This is a genomic window from Pseudomonas sp. SWRI68 (genome assembly GCF_014269165.1).
Classification (GTDB): Bacteria; Pseudomonadota; Gammaproteobacteria; order Pseudomonadales; family Pseudomonadaceae; genus Aquipseudomonas; species Aquipseudomonas capeferrum.
Genome location: NZ_JABWRU010000004.1, coordinates 68,463 through 94,457 on the forward strand (window position 1 = coordinate 68,463; position 25,995 = coordinate 94,457).

23 protein-coding genes are annotated in these 25,995 nt (G+C 61.9%); 13 read left to right on the forward strand and 10 right to left on the reverse strand.

Annotated elements, in window-relative coordinates; genetic code table 11:
* From HU770_RS08455 to gpmI, 4 genes are all read right to left on the reverse strand, one after another.
* Nucleotides 1-768 carry a divergent polysaccharide deacetylase family protein gene (locus tag HU770_RS08455; RefSeq protein WP_156310487.1) on the reverse strand — a complete coding sequence of 256 codons (768 nt, stop codon included), beginning with the start codon at nt 766-768 and terminating at the stop codon, nt 1-3.
* Between the two features lie 8 nt (nt 769-776).
* Entirely contained in the window at nt 777-2,093 is a 1,317-nt protein-coding gene (locus tag HU770_RS08460) for a S41 family peptidase (protein WP_033701976.1), read from the reverse strand.
* Nucleotides 2,094-2,185: 92 nt separating this feature from the next.
* Nucleotides 2,186-3,490: a murein hydrolase activator EnvC gene (locus HU770_RS08465; RefSeq protein WP_033701975.1), complete on the reverse strand. Its 1,305-nt coding sequence runs from the start codon at nt 3,488-3,490 to the stop codon at nt 2,186-2,188.
* A gap of 140 nt (nt 3,491-3,630) precedes the next feature.
* On the reverse strand, nt 3,631-5,166 hold the full coding sequence (gpmI, locus tag HU770_RS08470; protein WP_186663481.1) for a 2,3-bisphosphoglycerate-independent phosphoglycerate mutase: 1,536 nt from the start codon (nt 5,164-5,166) through the stop codon (nt 3,631-3,633).
* 206 nt (nt 5,167-5,372) lie between these two features.
* On the opposite strand from gpmI, the gene HU770_RS08475 reads away from it, so the two are divergent.
* The 3 genes from HU770_RS08475 to secB are packed head-to-tail and all read left to right on the forward strand — an operon-like array spanning nt 5,373 to nt 6,567.
* On the forward strand, nt 5,373-5,786 hold the full coding sequence (locus HU770_RS08475) for a rhodanese-like domain-containing protein (protein WP_033701972.1): 414 nt from the start codon (nt 5,373-5,375) through the stop codon (nt 5,784-5,786).
* Between the two features lies 1 nt (nt 5,787).
* The gene (gene grxC, locus HU770_RS08480; protein ID WP_033701970.1) at nt 5,788-6,042 is read left to right on the forward strand and encodes a glutaredoxin 3; all 255 of its coding nucleotides are present in this window, start codon (nt 5,788-5,790) and stop codon (nt 6,040-6,042) included.
* 39 nt (nt 6,043-6,081) lie between these two features.
* Entirely contained in the window at nt 6,082-6,567 is a 486-nt protein-coding gene (gene secB, locus HU770_RS08485) for a protein-export chaperone SecB (protein ID WP_033701969.1), read from the forward strand.
* A gap of 88 nt (nt 6,568-6,655) precedes the next feature.
* Here the strand turns inward: secB and trmL are convergent, their stop codons facing one another.
* On the reverse strand, nt 6,656-7,117 hold the full coding sequence (trmL, locus tag HU770_RS08490; RefSeq protein ID WP_186663482.1) for a tRNA (uridine(34)/cytosine(34)/5-carboxymethylaminomethyluridine(34)-2'-O)-methyltransferase TrmL: 462 nt from the start codon (nt 7,115-7,117) through the stop codon (nt 6,656-6,658).
* On the opposite strand from trmL, the gene HU770_RS08495 reads away from it, so the two are divergent.
* Nucleotides 7,116-7,553 carry a hypothetical protein gene (locus tag HU770_RS08495; protein WP_047582213.1) on the forward strand — a complete coding sequence of 146 codons (438 nt, stop codon included), beginning with the start codon at nt 7,116-7,118 and terminating at the stop codon, nt 7,551-7,553. The genes trmL and HU770_RS08495 overlap by 2 nt on opposite strands.
* 299 nt (nt 7,554-7,852) lie before the next feature.
* Here the strand turns inward: HU770_RS08495 and ntrC are convergent, their stop codons facing one another.
* From ntrC to glnA, 3 genes are all read right to left on the reverse strand, one after another.
* Nucleotides 7,853-9,289 (reverse strand): nitrogen regulation protein NR(I), encoded by a 1,437-nt coding sequence (gene ntrC / locus HU770_RS08500; RefSeq protein WP_033701965.1) that lies wholly within the window; start codon nt 9,287-9,289, stop codon nt 7,853-7,855.
* Entirely contained in the window at nt 9,286-10,371 is a 1,086-nt protein-coding gene (gene glnL, locus HU770_RS08505; protein WP_186663483.1) for a nitrogen regulation protein NR(II), read from the reverse strand. The genes ntrC and glnL overlap by 4 nt, the downstream gene beginning before the upstream one ends.
* Nucleotides 10,372-10,825: 454 nt before the next feature.
* Nucleotides 10,826-12,232 carry a type I glutamate--ammonia ligase gene (gene glnA, locus HU770_RS08510; protein WP_033701962.1) on the reverse strand — a complete coding sequence of 469 codons (1,407 nt, stop codon included), beginning with the start codon at nt 12,230-12,232 and terminating at the stop codon, nt 10,826-10,828.
* 472 nt (nt 12,233-12,704) lie between these two features.
* Between glnA and thiI the strand changes: the two genes are divergently transcribed.
* Together thiI and typA are read left to right on the forward strand one after the other, a co-directional pair.
* Nucleotides 12,705-14,159 carry a tRNA uracil 4-sulfurtransferase ThiI gene (gene thiI, locus HU770_RS08515; protein ID WP_186652896.1) on the forward strand — a complete coding sequence of 485 codons (1,455 nt, stop codon included), beginning with the start codon at nt 12,705-12,707 and terminating at the stop codon, nt 14,157-14,159.
* 128 nt (nt 14,160-14,287) lie between these two features.
* Nucleotides 14,288-16,111: a translational GTPase TypA gene (gene typA, locus HU770_RS08520; RefSeq protein WP_033701960.1), complete on the forward strand. Its 1,824-nt coding sequence runs from the start codon at nt 14,288-14,290 to the stop codon at nt 16,109-16,111.
* Nucleotides 16,112-17,046: 935 nt separating this feature from the next.
* Here typA and HU770_RS08525 read toward each other — a convergent pair.
* Complete coding sequence (locus HU770_RS08525) at nt 17,047-17,451, reverse strand: YkgJ family cysteine cluster protein (RefSeq protein ID WP_016712459.1); 405 nt, start codon at nt 17,449-17,451, stop codon at nt 17,047-17,049.
* 185 nt (nt 17,452-17,636) lie between these two features.
* Here HU770_RS08525 and HU770_RS08530 point away from each other — a divergent pair, with 185 nt between their 5' ends.
* From HU770_RS08530 to HU770_RS08550, 5 genes are all read left to right on the forward strand, one after another.
* Entirely contained in the window at nt 17,637-20,087 is a 2,451-nt protein-coding gene (locus HU770_RS08530) for a glycogen/starch/alpha-glucan phosphorylase (RefSeq protein ID WP_186663484.1), read from the forward strand.
* A 168-nt stretch (nt 20,088-20,255) separates the two neighbouring features.
* Complete coding sequence (locus HU770_RS08535) at nt 20,256-21,266, forward strand: class 1 fructose-bisphosphatase (protein WP_033701958.1); 1,011 nt, start codon at nt 20,256-20,258, stop codon at nt 21,264-21,266.
* Nucleotides 21,267-21,269: 3 nt separating this feature from the next.
* Nucleotides 21,270-21,866, forward strand: coding sequence for a DUF924 family protein (locus tag HU770_RS08540; RefSeq protein WP_186652894.1), 597 nt, complete (start codon nt 21,270-21,272; stop codon nt 21,864-21,866).
* A 199-nt stretch (nt 21,867-22,065) separates the two neighbouring features.
* Entirely contained in the window at nt 22,066-22,320 is a 255-nt protein-coding gene (bamE, locus tag HU770_RS08545) for an outer membrane protein assembly factor BamE (protein ID WP_008094623.1), read from the forward strand.
* The gene (locus HU770_RS08550; protein WP_033701956.1) at nt 22,317-22,889 is read left to right on the forward strand and encodes a lipocalin family protein; all 573 of its coding nucleotides are present in this window, start codon (nt 22,317-22,319) and stop codon (nt 22,887-22,889) included. The genes bamE and HU770_RS08550 overlap by 4 nt, the downstream gene beginning before the upstream one ends.
* A 163-nt stretch (nt 22,890-23,052) precedes the next feature.
* Here the strand turns inward: HU770_RS08550 and HU770_RS08555 are convergent, their stop codons facing one another.
* Nucleotides 23,053-24,417: a formimidoylglutamate deiminase gene (locus HU770_RS08555; protein WP_186663485.1), complete on the reverse strand. Its 1,365-nt coding sequence runs from the start codon at nt 24,415-24,417 to the stop codon at nt 23,053-23,055.
* A 143-nt stretch (nt 24,418-24,560) separates the two neighbouring features.
* Here HU770_RS08555 and hutC point away from each other — a divergent pair, with 143 nt between their 5' ends.
* Nucleotides 24,561-25,271, forward strand: coding sequence for a histidine utilization repressor (gene hutC / locus HU770_RS08560; RefSeq protein WP_177326481.1), 711 nt, complete (start codon nt 24,561-24,563; stop codon nt 25,269-25,271).
* Nucleotides 25,268-25,840, forward strand: coding sequence for a HutD family protein (locus tag HU770_RS08565; RefSeq protein ID WP_186652891.1), 573 nt, complete (start codon nt 25,268-25,270; stop codon nt 25,838-25,840). Before hutC ends, HU770_RS08565 begins: the two co-directional genes overlap by 4 nt.
* The last annotated feature ends 155 nt before the right edge of the window (nt 25,841-25,995 follow it).

Below are 25,995 nucleotides of genomic sequence, written 5' to 3' on the forward strand. Positions count from 1 at the left end.
TCAGCGGTTGCTGTAACGGCCGTGCTTGCCGTGGGCAGGCATGGCCTGGTTGCCACGCTCGGCGATCATCTGCGTAAGGCCGATCAGCACGATGCCTTCTGCCTTCAGCCGGGGCAGTTCGCGTTCCAGCACCTGCAGGGTCTGGGGGTAGGGGTGGCCGATCAACACGGCTGAGCCTTGCCGCCGTGCAAGCTCAACCCCCTGGCGCAACTGGCGGTCGATTGCCTCCACGGAGCGCTCGTCATCGAGGAATACGTCACGCGAAACGTGCGCCAGGCCAACGGCCTGCGCCTGGGCCGCTGCCACGGTGGCTGCACTGGTACGGCTATCGACGAAGAACAGATGCCGCCGTTGCAGTTCACCCATCAGCCAGGTCATCGGGTCCCGCTGGGCCGTCATTCGGCTGCCCATGTGGTTGTTGATGCCGGCGGCGTAGGGCACCTTGGCCAGGGCCGCATCCAGGCGGCTGGCCAGTTCGGGCAGCGGCAGGCCGGGGTGCCAGGCGTATGGGCCGGTGGCAGGGTCCATGGGCATGTGCAGGATCACCGTCTTGCCGGCCTTGTGCGCCTGGCGGGCGAAGTCGGTGGCGTGCGGGGTGTCGGGCATGATCGCCATCGTGACCGGGCCGGGCAGGGCAAGCGTGCGGTGGTCGCGCTCGCTGCTTTGGCCCAGGTCGTCGATGATGATGCTCATGTAGGCCTTGTTGGTCGGCGCCGCTTGGGCGACGCCAGCCAACACACAGAACAGCAGACACAGCAGATAGCGCATCGGCTGGATCATTTGCCCGAGGTGATGTTCAGGCCCTTGAGCAGGCTCAGCGCCTGGCTCAGCTGGAAGTCATCATCCTGCGGGCGTTCCTTGCGCTTGCTGCTGCCGGTCGGGCGGTCGGCGCCGCCGTTGCCGTTGCCCAGGTGGCCCTGCAGGTCGGCTTCCTTGAAGTTGTCGGTGTCGACCTCGGCGGTGAGCTTGGCCGGGCGCACCTCGATGTCGGGCACGATGCCCTGGGCCTGGATCGAACGGCCATTAGGGGTGTAATACAGTGCGGTGGTGAGCTTCAGGGCGCGATCGTTGGCCAGCGGCAGCACGGTTTGCACCGAGCCTTTGCCGAAGCTGTCGGTGCCCATCAGCACCGCACGTTTCTGGTCTTGCAGGGCGCCGGCGACGATTTCCGAAGCCGAAGCGCTGCCGCCGTTGATCAGCACCACCAGCGGTACGCCTTCGCTGGCATCGGCCGGGTCGGCAGAGAAACGCAGTTCGGAGTTGGCGATACGGCCTTTGGTGTAGACGATCAGGCCCTTGGTCAGGAAGTGGTCGGCCACTTCTACCGCCGACTGCAGCACGCCGCCGGGGTTGTTGCGCAGGTCGAGCACCACGCCGCGCAATTTCTTGCCGTTGTCCTTGCGCAGCTTGGCCAGGGCCTTGCCCACTTCGTCACCGGTCTTGACCTGGAACTGGGTGATACGGATGTAGCCGTAGTCGTTTTCCAGCAGTTGGCTCTTCACGCTCTTGACCTGGATCACCGCGCGGGCGAGGGTCACGTCGAACGGGTTACCGCCGTCACGGACCAGGGTCAGGGTGATCTTCTCGCCGATCTTGCCGCGCATCTTGTCGACCGCTTCGGTCATGGTCTGGCCCCGAGTCGGTGCGCCGTTGATCTTGACGATCAGGTCACCGGCCTGCACACCGGCCCGCGACGCTGGGGTGTCATCGATGGGCGAGACCACCTTGATGAAGCCGTCTTCCTGGCCAACTTCTATGCCCAGGCCACCGAATTCGCCGCTGGTGCTTTCTTGCAGCTCCTGGAAGTCTTCGGGGCCAAGGTAGGCCGAGTGCGGGTCCAGGTTGCTGAGCATGCCCTTGATGGCGTTTTCCAGCAGGGTCTTGTCGTCCACAGGCTCCACATAGGCGGCCTTGATGCGGTCCATGACCTCGGCGAAGGTGCGCAGCTCCTCCAGCGGCAGCGGCGCCTTGGCCGTCACCTCGGTGGCCGGCACCGCGGCTGGCTTGGCCGGCTCTGCGGCAGTGGCCAGGGGCGCACCGACCGCCAGGGCGATGGACAGGGCCAGCTGGGTGAGACGAGGCGAGTGCAGCATGTCGAACGAACTCCTGATCCTGTAGGCGCTCCTTGAGGAGCATCGGCGCAGCATTCAGGCTACGCCGTAAAAAGGTGAATTGGGTTGCAACCCTAACCTCTGCACCACTGTGAAGGGTCGGTAGGCCGGCCCTGCTGGCGGATGGCGAAGTACAAGCCTGCGCTGTCCTGGCCACCGCTGTCACCCACGGTGGAAATGGCGTCGCCGGCCTTGACGATGTCGCCGGCGCTCTTGAGCAGGCTCTGGTTGTGACCGTACAGGCTCAGGTAACCATTACCATGGTCGAGAATGACCAGAAGTCCAGCACCGCGCAACCAGTCGGCAAACACCACACGGCCGCCGTGTACGGCGCGTACTTGAGTGCCTGGGTTGGCGCTGATCATCACCCCGTCCCATTTGGCGCGGGCGTCACTGCCGCGTGCATCGCCGAAGCGTGCCAGCAATCGACCATTGACGGGCCACGGAAGTTTTCCCCGCGCAGCAGAAAATGCGCCGCCGTAGTTTGCGCCATCGCTGGACACTATCGGGCCAAGGGTGGTGCGGGCTTTTTTCGGTGGCTCTGCGGCTTCGCGGGCATCGTTGCGTGCGGCGGCGGCAGCCAGGGCTTCCTGTTGGCGACGTTTTTCCGCCTCCTGCTGGGCCAGCAGGGCTTTCTTGCGCGCTTCCTCGGCTTCGCGGGCCTGGCGCGCCAGGGTTTCCTCGATGGTCTTGAGGACTTTGCCAAGGTCGGCCTGGTCCTGCTCGCGGGCCTGCAGCTTCTGGTCGCGGTCTTTCATGTCGCTGTTGAGCTTGGCCAGTACTTGCTGGCGCTTGCTGCGTTCGGTTTCGAGCGCCTGGCGGCGGCTGTCGAGGTCGCCGCGCTGGGCCAGCAGTTGCGCTTGCTGGCGGCCGATGTCCTGTTCGACATTGGCCAGTTGGCGCAGGGTCTCGTTGAAGGTGCGCAGTTGTTCCAGGCGCGCCTTGCTCAGGTAATCGTAATAGGTCAGGGTGCGGGCGAATTTCTCGGGGTTCTGCTGGTTGAGCAGCAGCTTGAGGTATTCCTCGCGGCCGTTCTGGTAGGCGGAACGGGCCTGGATGGCGATCAGTCGCTGTTGTTCAACGCGGGCGCTCTGGAGTTTTTTTTTCTCGGTATCAAGGCGCTCCAGCTCGCCCTCGGTCTTTTTTAGTTCTTGTTGCAGTGCCTCCACCTGCTTTTCGAGATCGCCGATGTCGGTCTCGGTGGACTTGAGGTCTTTCTGCACGCCCGACTTCTCTTCCTGGAGCTTGCCCAGCATCTTTTTGAGCTCGGCGATGTCCTGGCGGGTGGCGTCCAGTTGTTGCTGGGTCTGCGCACGCTCATCGGCGAACGCCGGGCTGAGCAGGCAAGACAGGGCGAGTAGGATCAGGGCGCGAAGCATGGGGTTGGGCGTACCAGGGATGGAGACTGGCCTAGTATGCCCGCGCGGGCCTGCAAAAAAAACGCCTCGCGGCAGATGCGGCGAGGCGTTTGTCTGGAATTCATCGGTAAAGGGGCCGCAAAGCGGCCCCGATACACCGATCAGGCATCGACCAGAATCGACGTGCCGGTCATTTCCACAGGCTTTTCCAGCCCCAGCAGTTGCAGCATGGTCGGCGCCACGTCGGCCAGCACGCCGCCTTCGCGAACCTTGAGCTTGCGCTGGCCAACATAGATGAACGGTACCGGCTCGGTGGTGTGGGCGGTGTGCGCCTGGCCGGTGCATTCGTCTTCCATCTGTTCGACGTTGCCGTGGTCGGCGGTGATCAGTGCCTCACCGTCGACCTTTTCCAGCGCCTCGACGATACGCCCGACACAGGTATCCAGCGCTTCGACCGCCTTGACCGCAGCCTCGAACACGCCGGTGTGGCCGACCATGTCGCCGTTGGCGTAGTTGACCACGATCACGTCGTAACGCTGCTGCTCGATGGCTTCGACGATACGGTCGGTGACTACAGGCGCGTTCATCTCCGGCTGCAGGTCATAGGTGGCGACCTTCGGCGATGGGATGAGGATGCGCTCTTCGCCTTCGAACGGCTCTTCGCGGCCACCGGAGAAGAAGAACGTGACGTGCGCGTACTTCTCGGTCTCGGCGATGCGCAGCTGGGTCTTGCCGTTCTTGGCCAGGTACTCGCCCAGTACGTTGTTCAGGCTGGAGGGGGCGAAGGCGGCCGGGGCCGGGATTTTCGCCGAGTACTGGGTCAGGCCGATATAGGCCGCCATCTTCGGCAGGCGCGCCCGGGGGAACTCGTTGAAGTCCGGCTCGACGAAGGCACGCGACAGTTCGCGGGCGCGGTCAGCACGGAAGTTCATGAAGATCACCGCGTCGCCGTCTTCGACCTTGACTGCCTCGCCAATGCGCGTGGCTTTGACGAATTCGTCGTTCTCTTCACGGGCGTAGGCGGCTTCCAGGCCGGCGAGGGCGGTTTCTGCCGTGTAGTCGGCAACGCTGTCGACGATCAGGTTGTAGGCAGCGGCGACGCGGTCCCAGCGGTTGTCGCGGTCCATCGCGAAGTAGCGGCCGATGAGGCTGGCGATGCGGCCCTTGCCGAGCTTGGCGAAGGTCGTGTCGAGCAGTTCGATGGACGACTGCGCGCTGCGTGGCGGCGTATCGCGGCCGTCGAGGAAGGCGTGCAGGTAGATTTTTTCGGCGCCACGCTGTGCGGCCAGTTCGGCCATGGCAATCAGGTGGTCCTGGTGGCTGTGCACGCCACCGTCGGACAACAGGCCGAGGATGTGCACGGCCTTGCCAGCACCGGCCGCCTTGTCCACCGCGCCGGTGAGCACCGGGTTGCTGAAGAACTCGCCATCACGAATGGCCTTGGTGACGCGGGTGAAGTCCTGGTAGACGACACGGCCGGCACCGAGGTTCATGTGGCCGACTTCGGAGTTGCCCATCTGCCCGTCCGGCAGGCCCACATCCATGCCTGAACCGGAAATCAGGCCATGCGGCCGTGTGGCGCGCAGGCGGTCATAGACCGGTGTGTTGGCGGCAAAGATGGCGTTGTATTCGGGGCTTTCGCTGTGGCCGAATCCATCCAGGATGATCAGGACCAGGGGTTTGGGCGTACTCGTCATCAATCAAACTCACGGTTGTTCAAAGATGATAAAGACACGCATTTTAGGGCAAATGCGCCATCAGCGGCGAATATTCGTCCTATCCCCCGACCGGCGCGGCCACGCTGACAGGGCCAAGGTGCTTTTCCGGCCGGCCGGTCGGGCTTTGGTGGCACTGGGGGGCTGTGTATACTGGCCGGCATTTTCAATCGCCTGGAACACCGCTGATGGTTGCTCACCTGATTCAATTCGCGACAGATCACTACATCCTGGTTGCGATCTTCGTTGTTCTGCTGGTCCTGTTGCTCATCAATGAAGTCCGCCGTGGCGGCCAGAGCCTGAGCAATGGCCAGCTGACTGCCCTGGTCAACGCCGACAAGGCCTTGGTCATCGACATCCGCACCTCCAAGGAGTATGCCGCGGGCCACATCGTCGGTGCGGTGAACATCCCGCAAGACAAACTGGTCAGCCGCATGGCCGAGCTGGAAAAACACAAAGAGAAGACCCTGATCATCGTCGATGCGATGGGCCAGCAGTCCGGCACGCTCTGCCGCGAACTGCTCAAGGCTGGTTTCACCGCTGCCAAGCTGAGCGGTGGCGTTTCCAGCTGGAAAGCCGATAACCTGCCCCTGGTGAAGTGATATGAAGCCCGTCATCGTTTATTCCAGCGACTATTGCCCCTACTGCATGCGCGCCAAGTACCTGCTCGAGAGCAAGGGCATTGCGTTCGAGGAAATCAAGGTCGATGGCAAGCCGCAGGTTCGTGCCGAAATGAGTCAGAAGGCCGGCCGTACTTCGGTGCCGCAGATCTGGATCGGCAGTACCCATGTCGGTGGATGCGATGACCTCTATGCCCTGGAGCGCGCGGGCAAGCTCGACGCGCTGCTGGCGGCCTGATTTGCACTGCATTCAAAAACATTAGGATAAGGATCTGCCATGACTGACCAACAGACCAACGGCGCAGCTGCCGAAGACAACAGCCCTCAGTTCTCGCTGCAGCGCATCTACGTGCGTGACCTGTCGTTCGAGGCCCCGAAAAGCCCGCAGATCTTCCGCCAGCAGTGGGAGCCGAGCGTTGCGCTGGACCTGAACACCAAGCAGAAAGCCCTGGAAGGCGACTTCCACGAGGTGGTGCTGACCCTGTCGGTTACCGTCAAGAACGGTGACGAAGTGGCCTTCATCGCCGAAGTACAGCAGGCCGGCATCTTCCTGATCGCCAACCTCGACGCGGCTTCGATGAGCCACACCCTCGGCGCGTTCTGCCCGAACATCCTGTTCCCTTACGCCCGTGAGACCCTGGACAGCCTGGTGACCCGTGGTTCGTTCCCGGCACTGATGCTGTCCCCGGTCAACTTCGACGCCCTGTACGCGCAAGAGCTGCAGCGTATGCAGGAAACTGGCGAAACTCCGACCGTTCAGTAACGCTGCCCGGTTGTAAAAAGGCGACCTTCGAGGTCGCCTTTTTTGTGTGAGCGGTTTTATTCGCCAAGAGGCCGGCACAGGCGATGGATCAGCTCCCGGCAAACCCATTCTGGCGCCACGCCTCATACACCGTAACCGCCACGGTGTTGGACAGGTTCAGGCTGCGGCACCCCGGCCGCATTGGCAGGCGCAGGCGCTGCTCGGCGGGCAGGCTGTCCAGCACCTCGGCCGGCAGCCCACGGCTTTCGGGGCCAAACAGGAAGGCATCGCCCGGCTGGTAGGTGACTTCATGGAAGGGGTGCGAGCCCTTGGTGGTGAAGGCGAACAGCCGAGGGTTGCCCAGGCTTTCCAGGCATCCAGCCAGGCTCTCGTGGCGCTTGAGCGTGGCATACTCGTGGTAGTCCAGCCCCGCCCTGCGCAGGCGCTTGTCATCCAGCTCGAAGCTGATGGGCTCGATCAGGTGCAGGGCGCAACCGCTGTTGGCGCACAGGCGAATGATGTTGCCGGTATTCGGCGGAATTTCTGGTTGAAAAAGGATGACGTGAAACATGCACGGCTCCAGGCGTGAAGATGACGAGCATTCTACCCCTGAACCGGACCTGCGTTCGAAGGCCTTCCCGCGGGTAATGCTTTCGCTGGCCATTGTCGGCCTGATGGTGGGCCTGATGATCGGCCGCCTGACCACCCCTGATGAGCGGGTGCTGGAGCAGGTCGTGGTGGTGCAGGACGGGCTCGACCTGTGGTTCAACGAAGAACCCAAGCTGCACGGCGAAAACGTTGAAGGGACGGTTGCGGTGCTGTTCGAGGCCCAGGGCAAGGCCCAGCGAGGGCAATTGTACCTGCAGGGCAAACCGGTCGGCTGGCGCGTGCAGAAAAGCGAGGAAGGCTTGTTGCTGACGGTGGTTGCCGCGCGCCCCCTGCACGGTGAGTGGGCCGGTGCAGAGGACGCTGGGCGTTGGCGTGTGCAGGTGAGGCTGCACGAATAAAAGAGGGGATGTCCCGGCCTGCCTGTACCAGGGTCCCCAAAACTTGCGCTGCTGCAAATAAAAGTGGGGTTTTCCCGGCCTGCCTGTACCGAGGACCCCGAAACTGGGAGATACAGTACTTATTGCAGGGGGCGTGCCAGTTTTGCAAAACCCGGAAACATTGGCTTTCAGGGCTTTTTTGCCAAGTTTTGAGGGGTTTTGTGCCTTCGGGCGGTGCAGGGGGGCACAGGATCGGTGCATGGGGCTTAAAATGTTGGGGGCTGCAAAGCAGCCCCCGGATGTCATGGCCTACCTATGACTCAATGCTCTTCGCTGTCATCATCATCCCCGCCGGCGACATTCATCCCCAGCTCCTTGATCTTGCGCGTCAAGGTATTGCGCCCCCAGCCCAGCAGAAGCGCCGCATCCCTGCGCCGCCCGGCGGTATGCTTGAGCGCGGTCTCGATCATGATCCGTTCAAAGCTGGGCACCGCACTGTCGAGCAGATTGGTCTGGCCCCGGGCCAAGGCCTGGTCGGCCCACTGGCGCAACGCCTGCTCCCAATTGGTCACGGGGGCCGCGTCCTGCGGCAGGTTCAGCAGCTCTGGCGGCAGGTCACCAATCAGCACTTCACGGCTGGAGGCCATCACGGTGATCCAGCGGCAGGTGTTTTCCATCTGCCGCACGTTGCCCGGCCACGGCAGGTTGCGGATGAACTCTTCGGTCTCCGGCTTCAGCAGCTTCGGCTCCACGGCCAGCTCCTGGGCCGCGCGGGCGAGGAAGTGGCGGGCGAGGGCGGGGATGTCTTCGCGGCGGTCGGCCAGGCGCGGTATATGAATGCGGATCACGTTGAGGCGGTGGAACAAGTCCTCGCGGAACTTGCCCGCCTGCACCAGCGATTCCAGGTTCTGGTGGGTGGCGGCAATGATGCGCACATCGACCTTGACCGGCACGTGGCCGCCAACCCGGTAAAACTCGCCATCGGCCAGTACCCGCAACAGGCGGGTCTGGGTATCGGCGGGCATGTCGCCGATCTCGTCGAGAAACAGCGTGCCGCCATCGGCCTGCTCGAAGCGGCCGCGGCGCAGGTTGGCGGCACCGGTGAAGGCACCTTTCTCGTGGCCGAACAGCTCGGACTCCATCAGGTCCTTGGGGATGGCTGCCATGTTCAGGGCAATGAACGGTGACGCCGCACGCGGGCTGTGCCGGTGCAGCGCATGGGCCACCAGCTCCTTGCCGGTGCCGGACTCGCCGTTGATCAGTACCGTGATGTTGGAGTGGCTCAGGCGCCCGATCGCGCGGAACACCTCCTGCATCGCCGGCGCTTCGCCGATGATCTCCGGCGTGCGGGCCAAGGCCTGCGGTACATCCAGGCCTTGCTGCTCCTGGGCATGCTGATTGGCGCGCTTGACCAGCGACACCGCCTCGTCGACGTCGAACGGTTTGGGCAGGTATTCGAAGGCACCGCCCTGGTAGGAGGCCACGGCGCTGTCGAGGTCGGAATGGGCGGTCATGATGATGACCGGCAGGCGCGGGTGCTGCTCGCGAATCTGGGCCAGCAAGTCGAGGCCACTGGTACCGGGCATGCGGATATCGGAAATGATCACATCCGGTTGCTGGCGTGCCAGGCGGCCCATGACGCCATCGGCGCTGTCGAAGCTCTGGGTGGTCATGCCTTCTTGTTGCAGGGCTTTTTCCAGGACCCAGCGGATGGAGCGATCATCGTCGACGATCCATACGGTTTCACTTCGGCTCATGAGGCGGTGGCTCCTTGTTCCAGAGGCAGGTAGATCGAAAAGGCGGTGTGGCCTGCATGGCTTTCACATTCGATCAAGCCCTGGTGCTGGCTGATGATGTTCTGGGTGATGGCCAGGCCCAACCCGGTACCGTCCGGGCGGCCACTGACCATGGGATAGAAGAGGGTGTCTTGCAGTTCCGACGGGATGCCCGGGCCGTTGTCGATGATCTCGACCCGTGCCACCAGGCGATGCCGCACGTGGCCGATGGTGAACTGGCGCAGGGCACGGCTGCGCAAGGTGATGCGGCCCAGGCGCAGCTCGTTCTGCGAGCTGATCGCCTGCATGGCGTTGCGCACGATGTTGAGCACCGCCTGGATCATCTGCTCGCGGTCGATCAGCACATCCGGCAGGCTCGGATCGTAGTCGCGCACCAATGTGATGCACCCCTGGCTTTCGGCCTCCACCAGGCTGCAGACCCGCTCCAGTACTTCGTGGATGTTGGTCATGGCCAGCGAGGGCAGCTTGTTCGAGCCGAGCATGCGGTCGACCAGGTTACGCAGCCGGTCGGCCTCTTCGATGATCACGTTGGTGTAGTCGCGCAGGCCTTCTTCGGGCAGCTCACGGGCCAACAGTTGCGCCGCGCCGCGGATGCCGCCGAGTGGGTTCTTGATTTCGTGTGCCAGGCCACGCACCAGCATTTTGGTGGTTTCCTGCTTGCTCAGCTGGGCCTCTTCCTTGGTGATGCGCAGCAGCCGATCGCGCGGGTGCACCTCCAGCAGCAGCAGGGTCTGGCCCTGGTGCAGAATGGGGGTGACGGCGTAATCGACGGTGATGGTCTGCCCGGTCAGCGAGGTCAGTTGCGCTTCGCGCTTGGTGAACGGGTGCGCCTGCTCGACCGCTTGGCGCAATGAGCTGAGCGCTTCTGTCGATTCGGTGAACAACTCGCTGATGAACTGCCCGTGGCTGCGCTGGCCGCTGACGGCCAACAGCATTTCCGCGGCCGGGTTCATGTACTCCAGGCGCAGCTCGGCATTGAGCAGGAGCGTGGCAGTGGTCAGGTTGTCCAGAAGCAGACGGTGCTGTGCATCGCTGATGGTCATAAGGCGTCGTTGACCTCTTTTTGCGCTTGCCTGGCAGAAGTGGCCAGAGCTGGGCGCGCTGTGGATCCGCTGATGCGAGACTCTGTGCTTTCAAGAAATGCAAGAAACAAACCAAGGCTCCGAAAAGAAGCGGATTTACCTGAGAAAGCCCTGGCTTTGCGCTTATTCGGACCAGAAAGCGCTGTTCGAGCGCTCATTACGACCCGTTTTGGGCCGCAGGACAGAGCATTCGTAGCTGTTATGCACCAATATAGAGCATTGCTGTGTTCAGCGTTTAGGGCACAGCTGCCCGGTAGCGCGAACCATGGTGTCCTCCTTATTGATGGAGACTTGATTGTGCGCAGTCGGTCAGGTTCTGCTTGTAGGAGGTGTCTGATTTGGCCAGCGATAAACAAAAACGGCCTCCCGAAGGAGGCCGTCTTGGTGATGTCATCGGCGCCAGGCGCCAATCAGATCAGCAGCTGTAGTACAGCTCATATTCCAGCGGGTGTACGAAGGTACGGACCTTGATCTCTTCTTCGCTCTTCAGCTCGATGAAGGCATCGATGAAGTCGTCGGAGAACACGCCGCCCTTGGTCAGGAACGCACGGCCTTTGTCCAGCTCTTCCAGGGCTTCTTTCAGGCTGCCACAAACCTGCGGGATATCCTTGGCCTCTTCAGGCGGCAGGTCGTACAGGTTCTTGTCGGCAGCATCGCCTGGGTGGATCTTGTTCTGGATGCCGTCCAGGCCAGCCATCAGCAGGGCCGCGAAGGCCAGGTACGGGTTGGCCGATGGGTCCGGGAAGCGCGCTTCGATACGACGGGCCTTCGGGCTGCCGACGTAAGGAATGCGGATCGAGGCGGAACGGTTGCGCGCCGAGTAGGCCAGCATGACCGGGGCTTCGAAACCTGGGACCAGACGCTTGTAGGAGTTGGTCGACGGGTTGGTGAAGCCGTTCAGGGCCTTACCGTGCTTGATGATACCGCCGATGAAGTACAGGGCGGTGTCGGACAGGCCGGCATAGCCTTCACCCGAGAAGGTGTTCTTGCCGTCTTTCCAGATCGACATGTGTACGTGCATGCCCGAGCCGTTGTCGCCGTACAGCGGCTTAGGCATGAAGGTGGCGGTACGGCCGTAAGCGTCGGCAACGTTGTGCACGACGTATTTCAGGGCCTGTACTTCGTCAGCTTTCTTCACCAGGGTGTTGAACTTGACGCCGATTTCGTTCTGGCCGGCAGTCGCCACTTCGTGGTGGTGAACTTCAACGGTCTGGCCCATTTCTTCCAGTGCGTTGCACATGGCAGTACGGATTTCGTGGTCGTGGTCGAACGGCGGGACTGGGAAGTAGCCGCCTTTCACGCCTGGACGGTGGCCTTTGTTGCCGCCTTCCACGTCAGCGCCAGTCATCCACGAGCCTTGCTCGGAGAAGATCTTGAACATCGAGCCGGAGATGTCCGAGTGGAACTTCACTTCGTCGAAGATGAAGAACTCAGGCTCCGGGCCTGCGAACACGGTGTCACCGATGCCGGTGCTCTTGAGGTACTCTTCGGCGCGCTTGGCGATGCCGCGCGGGTCGCGATCGTAGCCCTGCATGCTCGACGGGTCGACGATGTCGCAGGTGATGATCAGGGTCGGCTCTTCGGTGAATGGGTCCAGCACGGCGGTGTCGTCGACCGGCATCAGGATCATGTCGGAGGCTTCGATGCCTTTCCAGCCAGCGATGGAGGAACCGTCGAACATCTTGCCGACTTCGAAGAAGTCTTCGTCCAGAGCGTCACGCGCTGGCATGGTCACGTGGTGCTGAATGCCTTTGGTGTCCGTGAAACGCAGATCAATCCACTTGACGTCATGATCTTTGATGAGTTGAACCGACTTCGACATGTTGTCCTCCGGATGGTCTAGAGCGCGGTGGGCCGCTGCCCTGGAAAAAGGGGTGTTGCCGGGCGCGGATAGTCGGCCAAGCTTACCTGCCTCACAAGGGAGCAAATTGCATGCCAGTGCCCGAAAATGGCGAGGGCGAGATAAAAGGGGGCGTTTGCGGGCATTAACTTAGGGGTGATGACTGAAAAACGCACCCATTAGAGGCAAGAAAACACCTTGTTGCACTGTATTGGTGCGCTGGTGGAGGGTGGTGCTTTGTTTGAGGGCCTGTTGACGGGTAAAGCCGCTGCCACAGGCCAAATCCACCCCTGCGGGGGTAGGTGTACCCGCGAAAGGCCCGGGGCAGGCGGCGCAAATACTGACTCTGGCCACATCAGCAAACCTTCTGTACAAAAGTTGGTCAAATCCTGAGCAATTTCCGCTATAATTCGCGCCCCTCATTTTCGGCAGGCCCTGCGCGCGCTGTTAACCAATGAAACTTATCGTCAAAGTCTTCCCAGAAATCACCATCAAGAGCCGGCCGGTGCGCAAGCGCTTCATCCGTCAGCTCGGCAAGAACATCCGCAACGTGCTCAAGGATCTCGATCCTGAGCTCGCGGTCGATGGTGTCTGGGATAATCTCGAAGTGGTCACCCGCGTCGAGGACGAAAAGCTCCAGCGCGAGATGATCGAGCGCCTCACCTGCACCCCGGGTATCACCCACTTCCTGCAGGTAGAGGAATACCCGCTCGGCGACTTCGACGACATCGTCGAGAAGTGCAAGCAGCACTTCGGTCATCTGCTCGCGGGCAAGCACTTTGCCGTGCGCTGCAAGCGCGGCGGCCACCATGACTTCACTTCGATGGACGTCGACCGCTACGTCGGCAGCCAGCTGCGCCAGCAGTGCGGCGCCGCCGGCATCGAGCTGAAGAACCCGGAAGTCCTGGTGCGCATCGAAATCCGCAACCAGCGCCTGTACGTGATCCACAACCAGCACCAGGGCATCGGCGGCTACCCGCTGGGCGCCCTGGAGCAAACCCTGGTACTGATGTCGGGTGGCTTCGATTCCACCGTGGCGGCCTACCAGATGATGCGCCGTGGCCTGATGACCCACTTCTGCTTCTTCAACCTCGGCGGCCGTGCCCACGAGCTGGGCGTGATGGAAGTGGCCCACTACCTGTGGAAGAAGTACGGCAGCAGCCAGCGCGTGCTGTTCATCAGCGTGCCGTTTGAAGAAGTGGTCGGCGAGATTCTCAACAAGGTCGACAACAGCTACATGGGCGTGACCCTCAAGCGCATGATGTTGCGCGGCGCTGCCCATATGGCCGACCGCCTGCAGATCGAAGCGCTGGTCACCGGCGAGGCGATTTCCCAGGTCTCCAGCCAGACCTTGCCGAACCTGTCGATCATCGACTCGGCGACCGACAAGCTGGTACTGCGCCCGCTGCTGGCCAGCCACAAGCAGGACATCATCGACCAGGCCACCGAAATCGGCACCGCCGATTTCGCCAAGCACATGCCTGAATACTGCGGCGTGATCTCGGTAAACCCGACCACCCACGCCAAGCGCCACCGCATGGAGCATGAAGAAAAGCAATTCGACATGGCCGTGCTGGAGCGCGCCCTCGAACGCGCCAAGTTCATCTCGATCGACCACGTGATCGACGAGCTGGGCAAAGACATCGAGGTAGAAGAAGTTCGCGAAGCGCTGCCTGGCCAGATCGTCATCGACATCCGTCACCCCGATGCTCAGGAAGACGAACCCTTGGTGATCGAGGGCGTCGAAGTCCAGGTGATGCCGTTTTATGCAATCAATAGTCGCTTCAAGCAGCTGGATGAAACTCGCCAGTACCTGCTGTATTGCGACAAGGGTGTGATGAGCCGTCTGCACGCACACCACCTGCTCAGTGAGGGACATGCCAATGTGCGTGTTTATCGTCCGGCATAAGACGCCAGGGCTGTATGGCGGCAGCATCCGCCATCGCCCTCCCGACCGCCGGCCCTGCTGAGCCTTATACCTTACATATTGGTCGCCTAGACTAGGCGGCAACCGAATCCTCTGATCGAGATACACTTGTGATCGAAAATCTGCGTAACATCGCCATCATCGCCCACGTTGACCATGGTAAAACCACGTTGGTCGACAAACTCCTGCGTCAGTCCGGCACTCTGGAGCGTAACGAGCTCAACGACGAGCGCGTCATGGACTCCAACGACCAGGAAAAAGAGCGCGGTATTACCATTCTGGCGAAAAACACCGCCATCAACTGGAACGGCTACCACATCAACATCGTCGACACCCCCGGCCACGCCGACTTCGGTGGCGAGGTTGAGCGTGTAATGTCGATGGTCGACTCCGTGCTGCTGCTGGTCGACGCCCAGGACGGCCCTATGCCGCAAACCCGCTTCGTGACCAAGAAGGCCTTCGAAGCCGGCCTGAAGCCGATCGTCGTGATCAACAAGGTCGACCGTCCGGGCGCGCGTCCTGACTGGGTTCTGGACCAGATCTTCGACCTGTTCGACAACCTCGGCGCTACCGACGAGCAGCTGGACTTCAAAGTGGTCTACGCCTCGGCCCTGAACGGCATTGCCGGTCTGGACCACGCCGAAATGGGCGAAGACATGACTGCCCTGTACCAAGCTGTCGTCGACCACGTTCCAGCGCCAGCTGTTGACCGTGACGGCCCGTTCCAGATGCAGATCTCCGCACTGGACTACAACAGCTTCCTGGGTGTGATCGGTGTTGGCCGTATCGCCCGTGGTCGCGTCAAGCCTAACACCCCGGTTGTCGCCATCGACGCCGACGGCAAGAAGCGTAACGGCCGTATCCTCAAGCTGATGGGCCACCACGGTCTGCACCGCGTCGACGTCGAAGAAGCCCAAGCTGGCGACATCGTCTGCATCAGCGGTTTCGACGAGCTGTTCATCTCCGACACCCTGTGCGACCCGACTGCCGTTGAGGCGATGAAGCCGCTGACCGTTGACGAGCCTACCGTTTCGATGACCTTCCAGGTCAACGACTCGCCGTTCTGCGGCAAGGAAGGCAAGTTCGTCACCAGCCGTAACATCAAGGACCGTCTGGACAAAGAGCTGCTGTACAACGTTGCCCTGCGCGTTGAAGAAACCGACTCCCCAGACAAGTTCAAGGTTTCGGGCCGTGGTGAGCTGCACCTCTCGGTACTGATCGAAACCATGCGTCGCGAAGGCTTCGAACTGGCCCTGGGCCGCCCGGAAGTCATCATTCGCGAAGTAGACGGCGTCAAGCAAGAGCCGTTCGAGAACGTCACCATCGACATCCCTGAAGAATCGCAGGGCAAGGTCATGGAAGAAATGGGTCTGCGTAAAGGCGACCTGACCAACATGGTCCCGGATGGCAAAGGCCGTGTACGCCTTGAATACAACATCCCGGCGCGTGGTCTGATCGGTTTCCGTAACCAGTTCCTGACCCTGACCAACGGTGCAGGCATCCTGACTTCGATCTTTGATCGCTACGACACCGTGAAGTCTGGCCACATGTCCGGCCGTCAGAACGGCGTACTGGTTTCGGTCGAAACCGGCAAGGCGCTGACCTACTCGCTGGAAACCCTGCAGGCGCGTGGCAAGCTGTTCGTCGAGCACGGTCAAGAGATCTACAACGGTCAGATCGTCGGCCAGAACAGCCGCGACAACGACCTGGGCGTCAACCCTACCAAGGGCAAGAAGCTCGACAACATGCGTGCTTCGGGTAAAGACGAAGTCATCGCGCTGGTTCCACCTGTTCGCTTCACCCTGGAACAGGCTCTGGAATACATCCAGGAAGACGAGCTGTGCGAAGTAACGCCGAAGTCCATCCGTCTTCGCAAGAAGATCCTGGATGAAAGCGAGCGTACCCGCGCTGCCAAGAAAGCCAAGAACAGCTGAGTTAGCTCTGGCTGAATGAAAACGCCCCCGGTCGAAAGGCCGGGGGCGTTTTTTTGTGTCTTTTTCACCATGTTTCACTGGAAGTAATTGCTTACTAAGGAGTTTTTGGCAATAGCACACCCCCCCAGTACGCTGCCTTTTGAATTATTTCATGGGGCAAATGATGAAGGGCAAGGGATGGAAAGAGCACTTGGCACGCGGCCGGTTTGATGTGGGTGGGGCCACCTGGAGCCTGTTACACCTACGCTCCAGTTCACATCAAATTGTCATTCCAGGGCTTGCCGTTCAGGGCGTTCAAGCAGTAACGCTTGCTATTGAGTACTCAAGCCACTGTGTCAGCTATGGTCCGAAGCAGGGTGTTGAGCTGGATTTTGACGAGATGGGGCACGATCACCTGTTGATTGATCACAGGGGCGTCTGCCGTGCGTTCTGCCCTAGGCGGTACACGCTATCCATCCAACTGCCGAGCATCATGGCTTCGCTGGCTGACCGGCAATGCCTGTTCACGGGGCATAGCAATTGGCTGACATTGGAGGGGTACCAGCTTGGGTATCCGGAAGGTAGCCATTACGAGGTGTATTTCAATCTACGCCGCGAGTCGGCTCGAAGCCTCAGGGTACACGTTGAAAGCGCCTACATACGCGACCCTGACCACCCTTCCAGTCGTCCAATGCGGCTCAAGCGACATGAAAAAATAAAAGGTTGGCTATTGATTGTGAAGAAGCTGAGAGGTGAGCCGATTCGACGACCAGTAAGGCGATAGCTGCCTGTAGAAATACGAAACCCCCAATAAAGGGGGTCGTATCGCGGATGCCCTTAGAGATTTCTCTCATCAACCGGCACGGCCGGAACCAGGTGGCGGCGTCTAGACACTTCCAAAGGAAGCTCCGTGTACATCGAGACGGGTCAAATTCTATTCAGTCTCTCTGGGATCGTCAACGGCCGACCACCTTCGGTTTGTAAGCACAGTACCCAGGCCGTGGCCCGACCTTGGGGTGGTTGCGGCAGGTATCTGGCCGCTTGTCATAAATGGTGCACAGCCGGCTCTTGCGGTCCAGATACATGCAGTCATCGTTGCTCATCCGGGTCAGGGTGAAAATGCCCGACTTCTGGTTGAAGCGCTCGATGATGCCTTCCTTCTGCAGGCGTTTGGCCACGTTTTTCGGTGGTTCGTCTTTTTCGAACTCGTCGACCACGCCGATGCGGATCAGATCCTTGATCTTCACTTCCACGGGCAGCGTGCAGCAGGTCGAGTGGCAGCCACCGCACATGTGGCTGGCATAGCGTTGCCAGGTTTCCAGGCGGTCGACTTCGGCCGCGGCAATCAGGGTCGTTTTCATCGTTATGGGGGTGAATCACGGTCTTGGGGCGCGCGATCATACCGGAGTTGTTCAATTTGTGAACAACCTTTTGCCTGATTCCTTCATCAGGCATGAAAACTGCGAACAGGTACTGTCAGTCCCTGTCGAAGGGTCTAGTCTCATCAATCTCCCTCCGTATTCGTCTACTTGCCCGAGGATGCCGCATGTCCCAGGAACCCAAAGCACGTGACGCCGAGGTGGCCGATTTTCGCGCCGCTGTGCTGGATAAGCTGACCTACGCGGTCGGCAAGGACCCCGAGCATGCCTTCGACCATGACTGGTTCGAAGCCATTGCCTTGGCGGCGCGTGATCACATGGTCGATCACTGGATGGACCATACTCGTCAGGCCTACAGGCGCAGTCAGAAACGGGTCTATTACCTTTCCCTGGAATTTCTCATCGGGCGGCTGCTGTATGACAGCCTGAGCAACCTGGGTTTGCTCGACATCGCCCGCGAAGCCCTCGACGGCCTGGACGTCGACCTGGAGCGCATCCGCCTGCTGGAGCCGGATGCCGCACTGGGCAATGGTGGCTTGGGGCGCCTGGCGGCTTGCTTCATGGAAAGCATGTCGACCCTGGGCATTGCCGCCCATGGCTACGGTATCCGTTACGAGCACGGCCTGTTTCGCCAGGCGCTGGTCGATGGTTGGCAGCAGGAGCAGACCGAGAACTGGCTGGACTTCGGCAACCCCTGGGAGTTCGAGCGCGCCGAGGTGATCTACCCGATCAGTTTCGGCGGCAGCGTCGAGACCGTGCAGGACCCCCAAGGCCAGCAACGGCAGGTGTGGTCGCCCGGCGAGACGGTGCGGGCGGTGGCCTATGACACGCCGGTGGTCGGCTGGCGTGGCGCCAGCGTCAATACCTTGCGCCTGTGGCGGGCGCGGGCGCTCGAGGAGCTGCACCTGGAGCGCTTCAACGCCGGTGACCACCTGGGTGCGGTCGCCGAAGTGGCGCGCGCCGAGAGCATTTCGCGCGTGCTGTACCCGGCCGACAGTACCGAAGCCGGGCAGGAGCTGCGCCTGCGCCAGGAGTACTTCTTCGTTTCGGCTTCGCTGCAGGACTTGCTGCGCCGCCACCTGAACATGCATGACAGCCTGCTCAACCTGCCCGATGCCGCCGCCATTCAGCTCAACGACACCCACCCCTCGATCGCCGTGGCTGAGTTGATGCGGCTGCTGGTCGACCAGCACGAAGTGCCTTGGGATACCGCCTGGGAGCTGACCGTCGGCACGCTGGCCTACACCAACCACACCTTGCTGCCGGAGGCACTGGAAACCTGGCCGGTGGCGCTGATGGAGCGCATGCTGCCGCGGCACATGCAGATCATCTACCTGATCAACGCCTACCATATCGACGCCCTGCGCGCGAAAGGGCTGCACGACTTCGACGTGTTGCGGGCCGTGTCGCTGATCGAAGAAGACAACGGCCGCCGGGTGCGCATGGGCAACCTGGCGTTTCTCGGCTCGCACAGTGTCAACGGTGTGTCGGCACTGCACAGCCAGCTGATGAAGAGCACGGTGTTCGCCGAGCTGCACAAGCTGTACCCGCAGCGGATCAACAACAAGACCAACGGCATCACCTTCAGGCGCTGGCTGTTCCAGTCCAACCCGCCACTGACCGAGATGCTGGTCGAGGCGCTTGGGCCCGAGCTCAAGGATGACCCTGAAGGGCTGCTGGCCAACCTCGTGCCCTTTGCTGACAAAAGCAGCTTCCGCAAGCAGTTCGCCGCCCAGCGCCTGCACAGCAAGCGCGCCCTGGCCAGCATCATCCAGGACCGTATCGGCGTTACGGTGAACCCCGAGGCGATGTTCGATGTGCAGGTCAAGCGCATCCACGAGTACAAGCGCCAGTTGCTCAACCTGCTGCACACCGTGGCGCTGTATCAGGCCATTCGCAACGACCCCGGTACCAATTGGGTACCACGGGTGAAGATCTTCGCCGGCAAGGCTGCGGCCAGCTACCACCAGGCCAAGCTGATCATCAAGCTGGCCAACGACATCGCCCGTGTGGTCAACAACGACCCCACCGTGCGTGGCCTGCTGAAAGTGGTATTCCTGCCCAACTACAACGTCAGCCTGGCCGAAAGCATCATCCCGGCGGCAGACTTGTCCGAGCAGATCTCCACGGCAGGTTACGAGGCGTCAGGCACCAGCAACATGAAGTTCGGCCTCAATGGCGCGCTGACCATCGGCACCCTGGACGGCGCCAACGTCGAGATGTGCGAGCAGGTGGGGGCCGACAACATGTTCATCTTCGGCCTCACGGCGCAGCAGGTCGAGGCGCGCCGGCGCGCCGGAGACTTTGGCGCCAGTGCGGCGATTGCGGCGTCCAATCGCTTGAACGATGTGCTCCAGGCCATTCGCAGCGGGGTGTTCTCGCCCGATGACCCTTCGCGTTATACCGGGCTGATCGACGGGTTGGTGGCCTATGACCGTTTCCTGGTGTGCGCCGATTTCGACGCCTACTGGGATGCCCAGCGGCGGGTCGATGAGCTGTGGCACACGCCGCAGGAATGGTGGCGCATGGCGGTGCTGAACACGGCGCGGATGGGGTGGTTCTCGTCGGACCGAACCATTCGCGAGTATGCCACCGACATCTGGAAAGCACTGGACTGACTTACCAGGGCCGCATAGCGGCCCCACTCGACAGCCGGCCTGGCCACGGCTGAACTACCGACCTATTGTGCCGTCAGACAGCCCAGGCGAGTCTCATTGCTCGCTAGCATCGCACTCTCCCTGTAAACTGCGGGGGTTTTTCTCCCCCTTTCCATTTCGGAGCCATACATGTCCCGCGTTACCCTGAGTCGCTATCTGATTGAGCAGACCCGCAGCAACAATACCCCTGCCGATCTGCGCTTCCTGATCGAAGTGGTGGCGCGCGCGTGCAAAGAGATCAGCCACCACGTGTCCAAAGGCGCCCTGGGCGGCGTACTGGGCAGCATGGGCACCGAGAACGTTCAAGGTGAAGTGCAGAAGAAGCTCGACGTGATCTCCAACGATATCCTGCTGGAGGCCAACGAGTGGGGCGGCCACCTGGCCGGCATGGCTTCCGAAGAAATGGACAACGCCTACCAGATCCCGGGCAAGTACCCTAAAGGCGCCTACCTGCTGGTCTTCGACCCACTGGACGGTTCGTCGAACATCGACGTCAACGTCTCGGTCGGCACCATCTTCTCGGTACTGCGTTGCCCCAACGAGTACCTGAGCCAGAACGAAACCCTCAACGAAAACGCGTTCCTGCAGCCAGGCACCGAGCAGGTCGCCGCCGGTTATGCCATCTACGGCCCGCAGACCATGCTGATCCTGACCCTGGGCAATGGCGTCAAGGGCTTCACCCTGGACCGTGAGCTGGGCAGCTTCGTGCTGACCCACGAGAACATCCAGGTACCGGCAACCACCGCCGAGTTCGCCATCAACATGTCCAACCAGCGTCACTGGGAAGCCCCGGTGCAGCGCTACGTCGATGAGCTGCTGGCCGGTGAGACTGGCCCGCTGAAAAAGAACTACAACATGCGCTGGATCGCCTCGATGGTAGCCGACGTGCACCGCATCCTGACCCGTGGCGGTCTGTTCATGTACCCGCGCGACGCTCGCGACCCGAGCAAGCCGGGCAAGCTGCGCCTGATGTACGAGGCCAACCCGATGTCGTTCATCATCGAACAGGCTGGCGGCGCATCCACCAATGGTTACGATCGTATCCTCGACATTCAGCCACAAAGCCTGCACGAGCGCGTGTCGGTCATTCTGGGCTCGAAGGAAGAGGTCGAGCGCGTCACCGCGTATCACAAGGAGTAAGTCATGCTCGCACCTTGGCAGCCGTTGTTGGAGTGGTGGTTCGGTTGGGGCACCAGCCCCCAGGCCGTGGCTGACGAGAAGAGCACGCTGTGGTTCGGCAAGCATCACGATGCCGAAGCTCAGGCGCTGTTTGGCGACCTGGTCGAGCATGCCCTGGCGGGTGGGCTCGACGAGTGGCAGCAGAGCCCGCAAGGCTGGCTCGGCCTGCTGATCCTGCTGGACCAGCTGCCGCGCATGATCCACCGCGACACGTCGCGCGCCTTCGAGGGCGACCGGCGTGCCCAGGTGGTGGCCATGCAGGGCCTGCAGAAAGGCTGGGATTACCAGCTGCTGCCGATCCAGCGGGTGTTCGTGCTGCTGGTGCTGGAGCATGCCGAGGTGCTGGACTGGCAGAACCTGTGCGTCGAGCGTTACCAGGTACTGCTGGACGAGCAGCCCGAGGCTCATCGGCGCTTGTTCGAGGGGTTCCTCGACTATGCCGAGCAGCACCAGCGGGTGATTGCTCGGTTCGGGCGCTTCCCGCACCGCAACCTGATGCTGGAACGGCCGAGTACCAGTGAAGAGATGGACTTTTTGCTGGAGCCTGGGTCCAGGTTCTGAGATTCATCGGCCTGCCACGCAGCCCTGACGTAGCAAAAAACCGCCACTGCACCCGCAGCGGCGGTTTTTTTATGCCGCCATTGGCTACCCGACCAATGGTGTAGGTGGAAAGGGGGGAGGGCAGGGAACCAGGGAGGGATTTTCTCGTCGAAGGTCACTGCAGGCCACTCGCCTGTATCCCCTGTCCAGGAGTGTCCTCATGTCGTTGCGTTCCCTCGCCCTGTTGTCCTTGTGCGTCGTTCTGACCGCGTGCAGCAAGATCAACCAGGAAAACTATTCCAAGCTCAAGGCCGGCATGAACAAGGCCGAGGTCGAGCAATTGCTCGGCACGCCTGCCGAGTGCTCCGGCGCGCTGGGCATGAGCAGCTGTACCTGGGGGGACGAGAAGAGCTTCATCAGCGTGCAGTACGCGGCTGACAAGGTGCTGATGTACTCAGGGCAGGGCCTTAAATGAGGCGTCTGCACCTGCTGCTGGGGTTATGCCTGGTGATGCTGCTGGGCGGTTGCGCCAGCTCTGCGCATGACCCGCTGGCACCGAAGACCGCCGGCAACGTCGACCTCAAGCGTTACCAGGGCAAATGGTATGAGCTGGCGCGCTTGCCGATGCGCTATCAGCAAGGCTGCGAGCAGTCCGAGGCCCACTACAACCTCAAATCAGACGGCTCCTACGGCGTGCTCAACCGCTGCCGTACCCTGGGTGATGAATGGTTGCGCGCAGAAGGGCATGCCAACATCCAGGAGCCTGGGCATACCGACAAGCTGTGGGTCGAGTTCGACAACTGGTTCACCCGCCTGGTACCGGGCGTGGCCAGGGGTGAGTACTGGATTCTCTACGTGGACGAGCGTTACCACACGGCGATCGTCGGCAGCCCGGACCGCAAGTACCTGTGGATCTTGTCGCGCACGCCAAGCCTGCCGGCCTGGCAGCGCGAGAGTTTGCTATCCAAGGCGCGGCAGCAGGGTTATGACACCAGCCGGCTGATCTGGCGCACGGCTGACCAGCAGATCGTCAAAAGCCATTGACCCCGCACGCGCTTGCATGTGGTGGTGGTGGTGGTGTAGGAGCGGCCTTGCGTCGCGAAAAGGGGCGCGCAGCGGCCCCAGGCTTTAGCGTCGCCGCTGGTATCGATGGGGCCGCTTTGCGGCCCTTTTCGCGACGCAAGGCCGCTCCTACACACACACACGGTCAACCCAGCAGTTGGCGCAAGACCTCGACAAACGCTTGTGCGCTTTCCTCTTCCTGGGCATGCCGCCCCTGGCGCACGACCCACTGGCCGTTGACCATCACATCGCGCACCTGGCGGTCGCCGCCTGCGAACAACCAGCGATTGAGAATGGCATCGCCATCTGCCGTGGCGATGTACGGGTCTTGACCATCGAGCACCAGCCAGTCGGCCCGCTTGCCCACCGCCAGTTCACCGATCGCCTGGCCAAGCGCCTGGGCACCGCCGCTCAAGGCTGCGTCATACAGCGTGCGCCCGACCATCGGCTGGTCACCGCGGTACAGCCGGTTGCGCCGCTGATCGCGTAAGCGCTGGCCATACTCAAGCCAGCGCAGTTCTTCCACCACGCTGAGCGACACATGGCTGTCCGAGCCAATGCCCATGCGCCCACCTTGCGCCAGGTAGTCAACCGCCGGGAAGATACCGTCGCCCAGGTTGGCCTCGGTGGTCAGGCACAGCCCTGCCACCGCGCCGCTGCGGGCCATGGCGGCGACTTCATCGGCTTCGGCGTGGGTGGCGTGAACCAGGCACCAGCGCGCGTCCACCTCGACATGCTCGTACAGCCACTGCAACGGGCGCAGGCCACTCCAGGCCAGGCAATCGTCGACTTCCTTCTGTTGTTCGGCAATGTGGATATGCACCGGGCTATTTGGGTTGCCGGCTTCCAGCACGCTGGCGATCTGCCCTGGGGTGACTGCGCGCAGCGAGTGGAAGCACAGGCCCAGTTGCTGTGCCGGTTGCGCGCCCAGCAGTGGCGCGAGTTGTTCCTGCAGGCGCAGGTACTGCTCGGTAGAGTTGATGAAACGCCGTTGCCCTTCGGTGGGCGCCTGGCCGCCGAAGCCTGCGTGGCTGTACAGCACGGGCAGCAAGGTCAGGCCGATGCCGCTGCTGGCTGCCGCGGCGCTGATGCGCCGGGACAGCTCGGCGGGGTCGGCGTAGGCCTTGCCTGCCGAGTCGTGGTGCACATAGTGGAATTCGGCCACCGAGGTGTAGCCGGCCTTGAGCATCTCGATGTACAGCTGGCGGGCGATGACCTGCAACTGCTCTGGGGTGATCTGGCCAACCAGGCGATACATCAGGTCGCGCCAGGTCCAGAAGCTGTCGTTGGGGTTGCCCGCCACTTCCGCCAACCCTGCCATCGCCCGTTGGAAGGCATGCGAGTGCAGGTTGGGCATGCCGGGCAGCAGCGGCCCGGCCAGCCGTTCGGCACCGTCGGCCGAAGCGCCGGGCTCGATGCGCGTCATGTTGCCATCGCTGGCGACCTCGATTCGGACATTGCTGGCCCAGCCATTGGGCAGCAGGGCGCGTTCGGCGAAGTAGGCGGACATCGGTGAAATCCTGTTATTGTTAACTTGTATATACATATACAGGCGTTTGCCTGCCGGGTAAACTGCGGCAAGCTACCGCTCATTCAATCGCACAAGGATCCAACGCCGTGCCGACACCTCCTGTCTCCGTGCTGGTTGCCCAGATGGGCGAGGGCCCGGCGCCGCTGTACGCGCGGGTCAAACAGATGATCATCCAGCAGATCGACAACGGCAGCTGGCCGCCTCATCACCGGGTCCCTTCAGAGAGCGAGCTGGTCAGCCAACTGGGCTTCAGCCGCATGACCATCAACCGCGCCCTGCGCGAGCTCACGGCCGAAGGGCTGTTGGTGCGCATGCAAGGGGTCGGTACCTTCGTCGCCGAACCCAAGAGCCGTTCGGCGCTGTTCGAAGTCAACAACATCGCCGACGAGATTGCCGGGCGTGGCCACCAGCATAGCTGCCAGGTGGTCATCCTCGCCGAGGAGGCCGCCGGCTCCGAGCGTGCCCTGGCGCTGGACATGCGCGAAGGCCAGCGGGTGTTCCATTCGCTGATCGTGCATTACGAAAATGGCATACCGGTGCAAATCGAGGACCGCTACGTCAATGCGGCGATCGCGCCCGATTACCTCAAGCAGGACTTCACCCGGCAAACGCCTTACGCCTACCTGTCCCAGGTCGCGCCGCTGACCGAGGGTGAGCACGTGGTCGAGGCGATTCTGGCCGAGCCGCACGAGTGCCAGCTGCTGCAGATCGAACGGGGCGAGCCTTGCCTGCTGATTCGCCGCCGCACCTGGTCCGGCCGCCAGCCGGTCACAGCCGCGCGGTTGATCCACCCCGGTTCCCGTCATCGCCTGGAAGGACGATTCAGCAAATGAGCCAATTGCAGGTGTTGCGTGCGCAGGGCTACCCGCGCATGCCATGGAAGAACGGGGGCGGCTTCACCGAGGAAATCACCCGCGACAGCGGCGAAGGCCTCGAAGGGTTCGGCTGGCGCCTGTCGATTGCCGATATCGAAGAGTCTGGCGGTTTCTCGTCGTTCGCCGGTTACCAGCGGATCATCACGGTGCTGCAGGGCGATGGCATGCGCCTGCTGGTCGACGGGCAGGCCAGCCGGCCGCTGTTGCCATACGACGCGTTTGCCTTCGCAGGCGAGAGCCAGGTCAGTTGCAAGCTGCTGGGTGGGGCGATTCGTGATTTCAACCTGATCTACGCGCCACAGCGCTATCGCGCGCGCTTGCAGTGGTTCGATGGCACCACCCGGCTGTTCAGTTCGGCGTCGACGGTGTTGTTGTTCGCCGCCAGTAACCAGGTCGAGGCGCAGTTGGCTGGGGGTGAGGTGCAGCGGCTGGGGTTGCATGACTGCTTGCGGCTTGAGGGTAACGACGCGCTGGTGGGGTTGGAGGTTCAGGGGCGGTTTTGCCTGATCGAACTGATTTCACGTTGAGATAGCCGGGGCCGCACAGCGGCCCCAGCTTTTTCTGGTTTCCAACGCAGAGGTCCAATTATTTTGGTTGTCCATGCTTGTACATACAAGTAAAGGTGTGTTTGTATATTGACCACGACACACCTGCCCGCGGACGACCGCAGAGGACCCTTCCC

What these genes read in the sequence shown, in the direction of transcription:
- HU770_RS08565 (WP_186652891.1), top strand. Translation starts at nt 25,268, where the DNA reads ATGAGCCAATTGCAGGTGTTGCGTGCGCAGGGCTACCCGCGCATGCCA.
- HU770_RS08530 (WP_186663484.1), top strand. Translation starts at nt 17,637, where the DNA reads ATGTCCCAGGAACCCAAAGCACGTGACGCCGAGGTGGCCGATTTTCGC.
- gpmI (WP_186663481.1), bottom strand. Translation starts at nt 5,166, where the DNA reads ATGACGAGTACGCCCAAACCCCTGGTCCTGATCATCCTGGATGGATTC.
- HU770_RS08465 (WP_033701975.1), bottom strand. Translation starts at nt 3,490, where the DNA reads ATGCTTCGCGCCCTGATCCTACTCGCCCTGTCTTGCCTGCTCAGCCCG.
- glnA (WP_033701962.1), bottom strand. Translation starts at nt 12,232, where the DNA reads ATGTCGAAGTCGGTTCAACTCATCAAAGATCATGACGTCAAGTGGATT.
- thiI (WP_186652896.1), top strand. Translation starts at nt 12,705, where the DNA reads ATGAAACTTATCGTCAAAGTCTTCCCAGAAATCACCATCAAGAGCCGG.
- glnL (WP_186663483.1), bottom strand. Translation starts at nt 10,371, where the DNA reads ATGACCATCAGCGATGCACAGCACCGTCTGCTTCTGGACAACCTGACC.
- HU770_RS08495 (WP_047582213.1), top strand. Translation starts at nt 7,116, where the DNA reads ATGCACGGCTCCAGGCGTGAAGATGACGAGCATTCTACCCCTGAACCG.
- HU770_RS08475 (WP_033701972.1), top strand. Translation starts at nt 5,373, where the DNA reads ATGGTTGCTCACCTGATTCAATTCGCGACAGATCACTACATCCTGGTT.
- HU770_RS08555 (WP_186663485.1), bottom strand. Translation starts at nt 24,417, where the DNA reads ATGTCCGCCTACTTCGCCGAACGCGCCCTGCTGCCCAATGGCTGGGCC.
- trmL (WP_186663482.1), bottom strand. Translation starts at nt 7,117, where the DNA reads ATGTTTCACGTCATCCTTTTTCAACCAGAAATTCCGCCGAATACCGGC.
- HU770_RS08525 (WP_016712459.1), bottom strand. Translation starts at nt 17,451, where the DNA reads ATGAAAACGACCCTGATTGCCGCGGCCGAAGTCGACCGCCTGGAAACC.
- HU770_RS08550 (WP_033701956.1), top strand. Translation starts at nt 22,317, where the DNA reads ATGAGGCGTCTGCACCTGCTGCTGGGGTTATGCCTGGTGATGCTGCTG.
- HU770_RS08535 (WP_033701958.1), top strand. Translation starts at nt 20,256, where the DNA reads ATGTCCCGCGTTACCCTGAGTCGCTATCTGATTGAGCAGACCCGCAGC.
- ntrC (WP_033701965.1), bottom strand. Translation starts at nt 9,289, where the DNA reads ATGAGCCGAAGTGAAACCGTATGGATCGTCGACGATGATCGCTCCATC.
- bamE (WP_008094623.1), top strand. Translation starts at nt 22,066, where the DNA reads ATGTCGTTGCGTTCCCTCGCCCTGTTGTCCTTGTGCGTCGTTCTGACC.
- grxC (WP_033701970.1), top strand. Translation starts at nt 5,788, where the DNA reads ATGAAGCCCGTCATCGTTTATTCCAGCGACTATTGCCCCTACTGCATG.
- secB (WP_033701969.1), top strand. Translation starts at nt 6,082, where the DNA reads ATGACTGACCAACAGACCAACGGCGCAGCTGCCGAAGACAACAGCCCT.
- HU770_RS08540 (WP_186652894.1), top strand. Translation starts at nt 21,270, where the DNA reads ATGCTCGCACCTTGGCAGCCGTTGTTGGAGTGGTGGTTCGGTTGGGGC.
- hutC (WP_177326481.1), top strand. Translation starts at nt 24,561, where the DNA reads ATGGGCGAGGGCCCGGCGCCGCTGTACGCGCGGGTCAAACAGATGATC.
- HU770_RS08455 (WP_156310487.1), bottom strand. Translation starts at nt 768, where the DNA reads ATGCGCTATCTGCTGTGTCTGCTGTTCTGTGTGTTGGCTGGCGTCGCC.
- HU770_RS08460 (WP_033701976.1), bottom strand. Translation starts at nt 2,093, where the DNA reads ATGCTGCACTCGCCTCGTCTCACCCAGCTGGCCCTGTCCATCGCCCTG.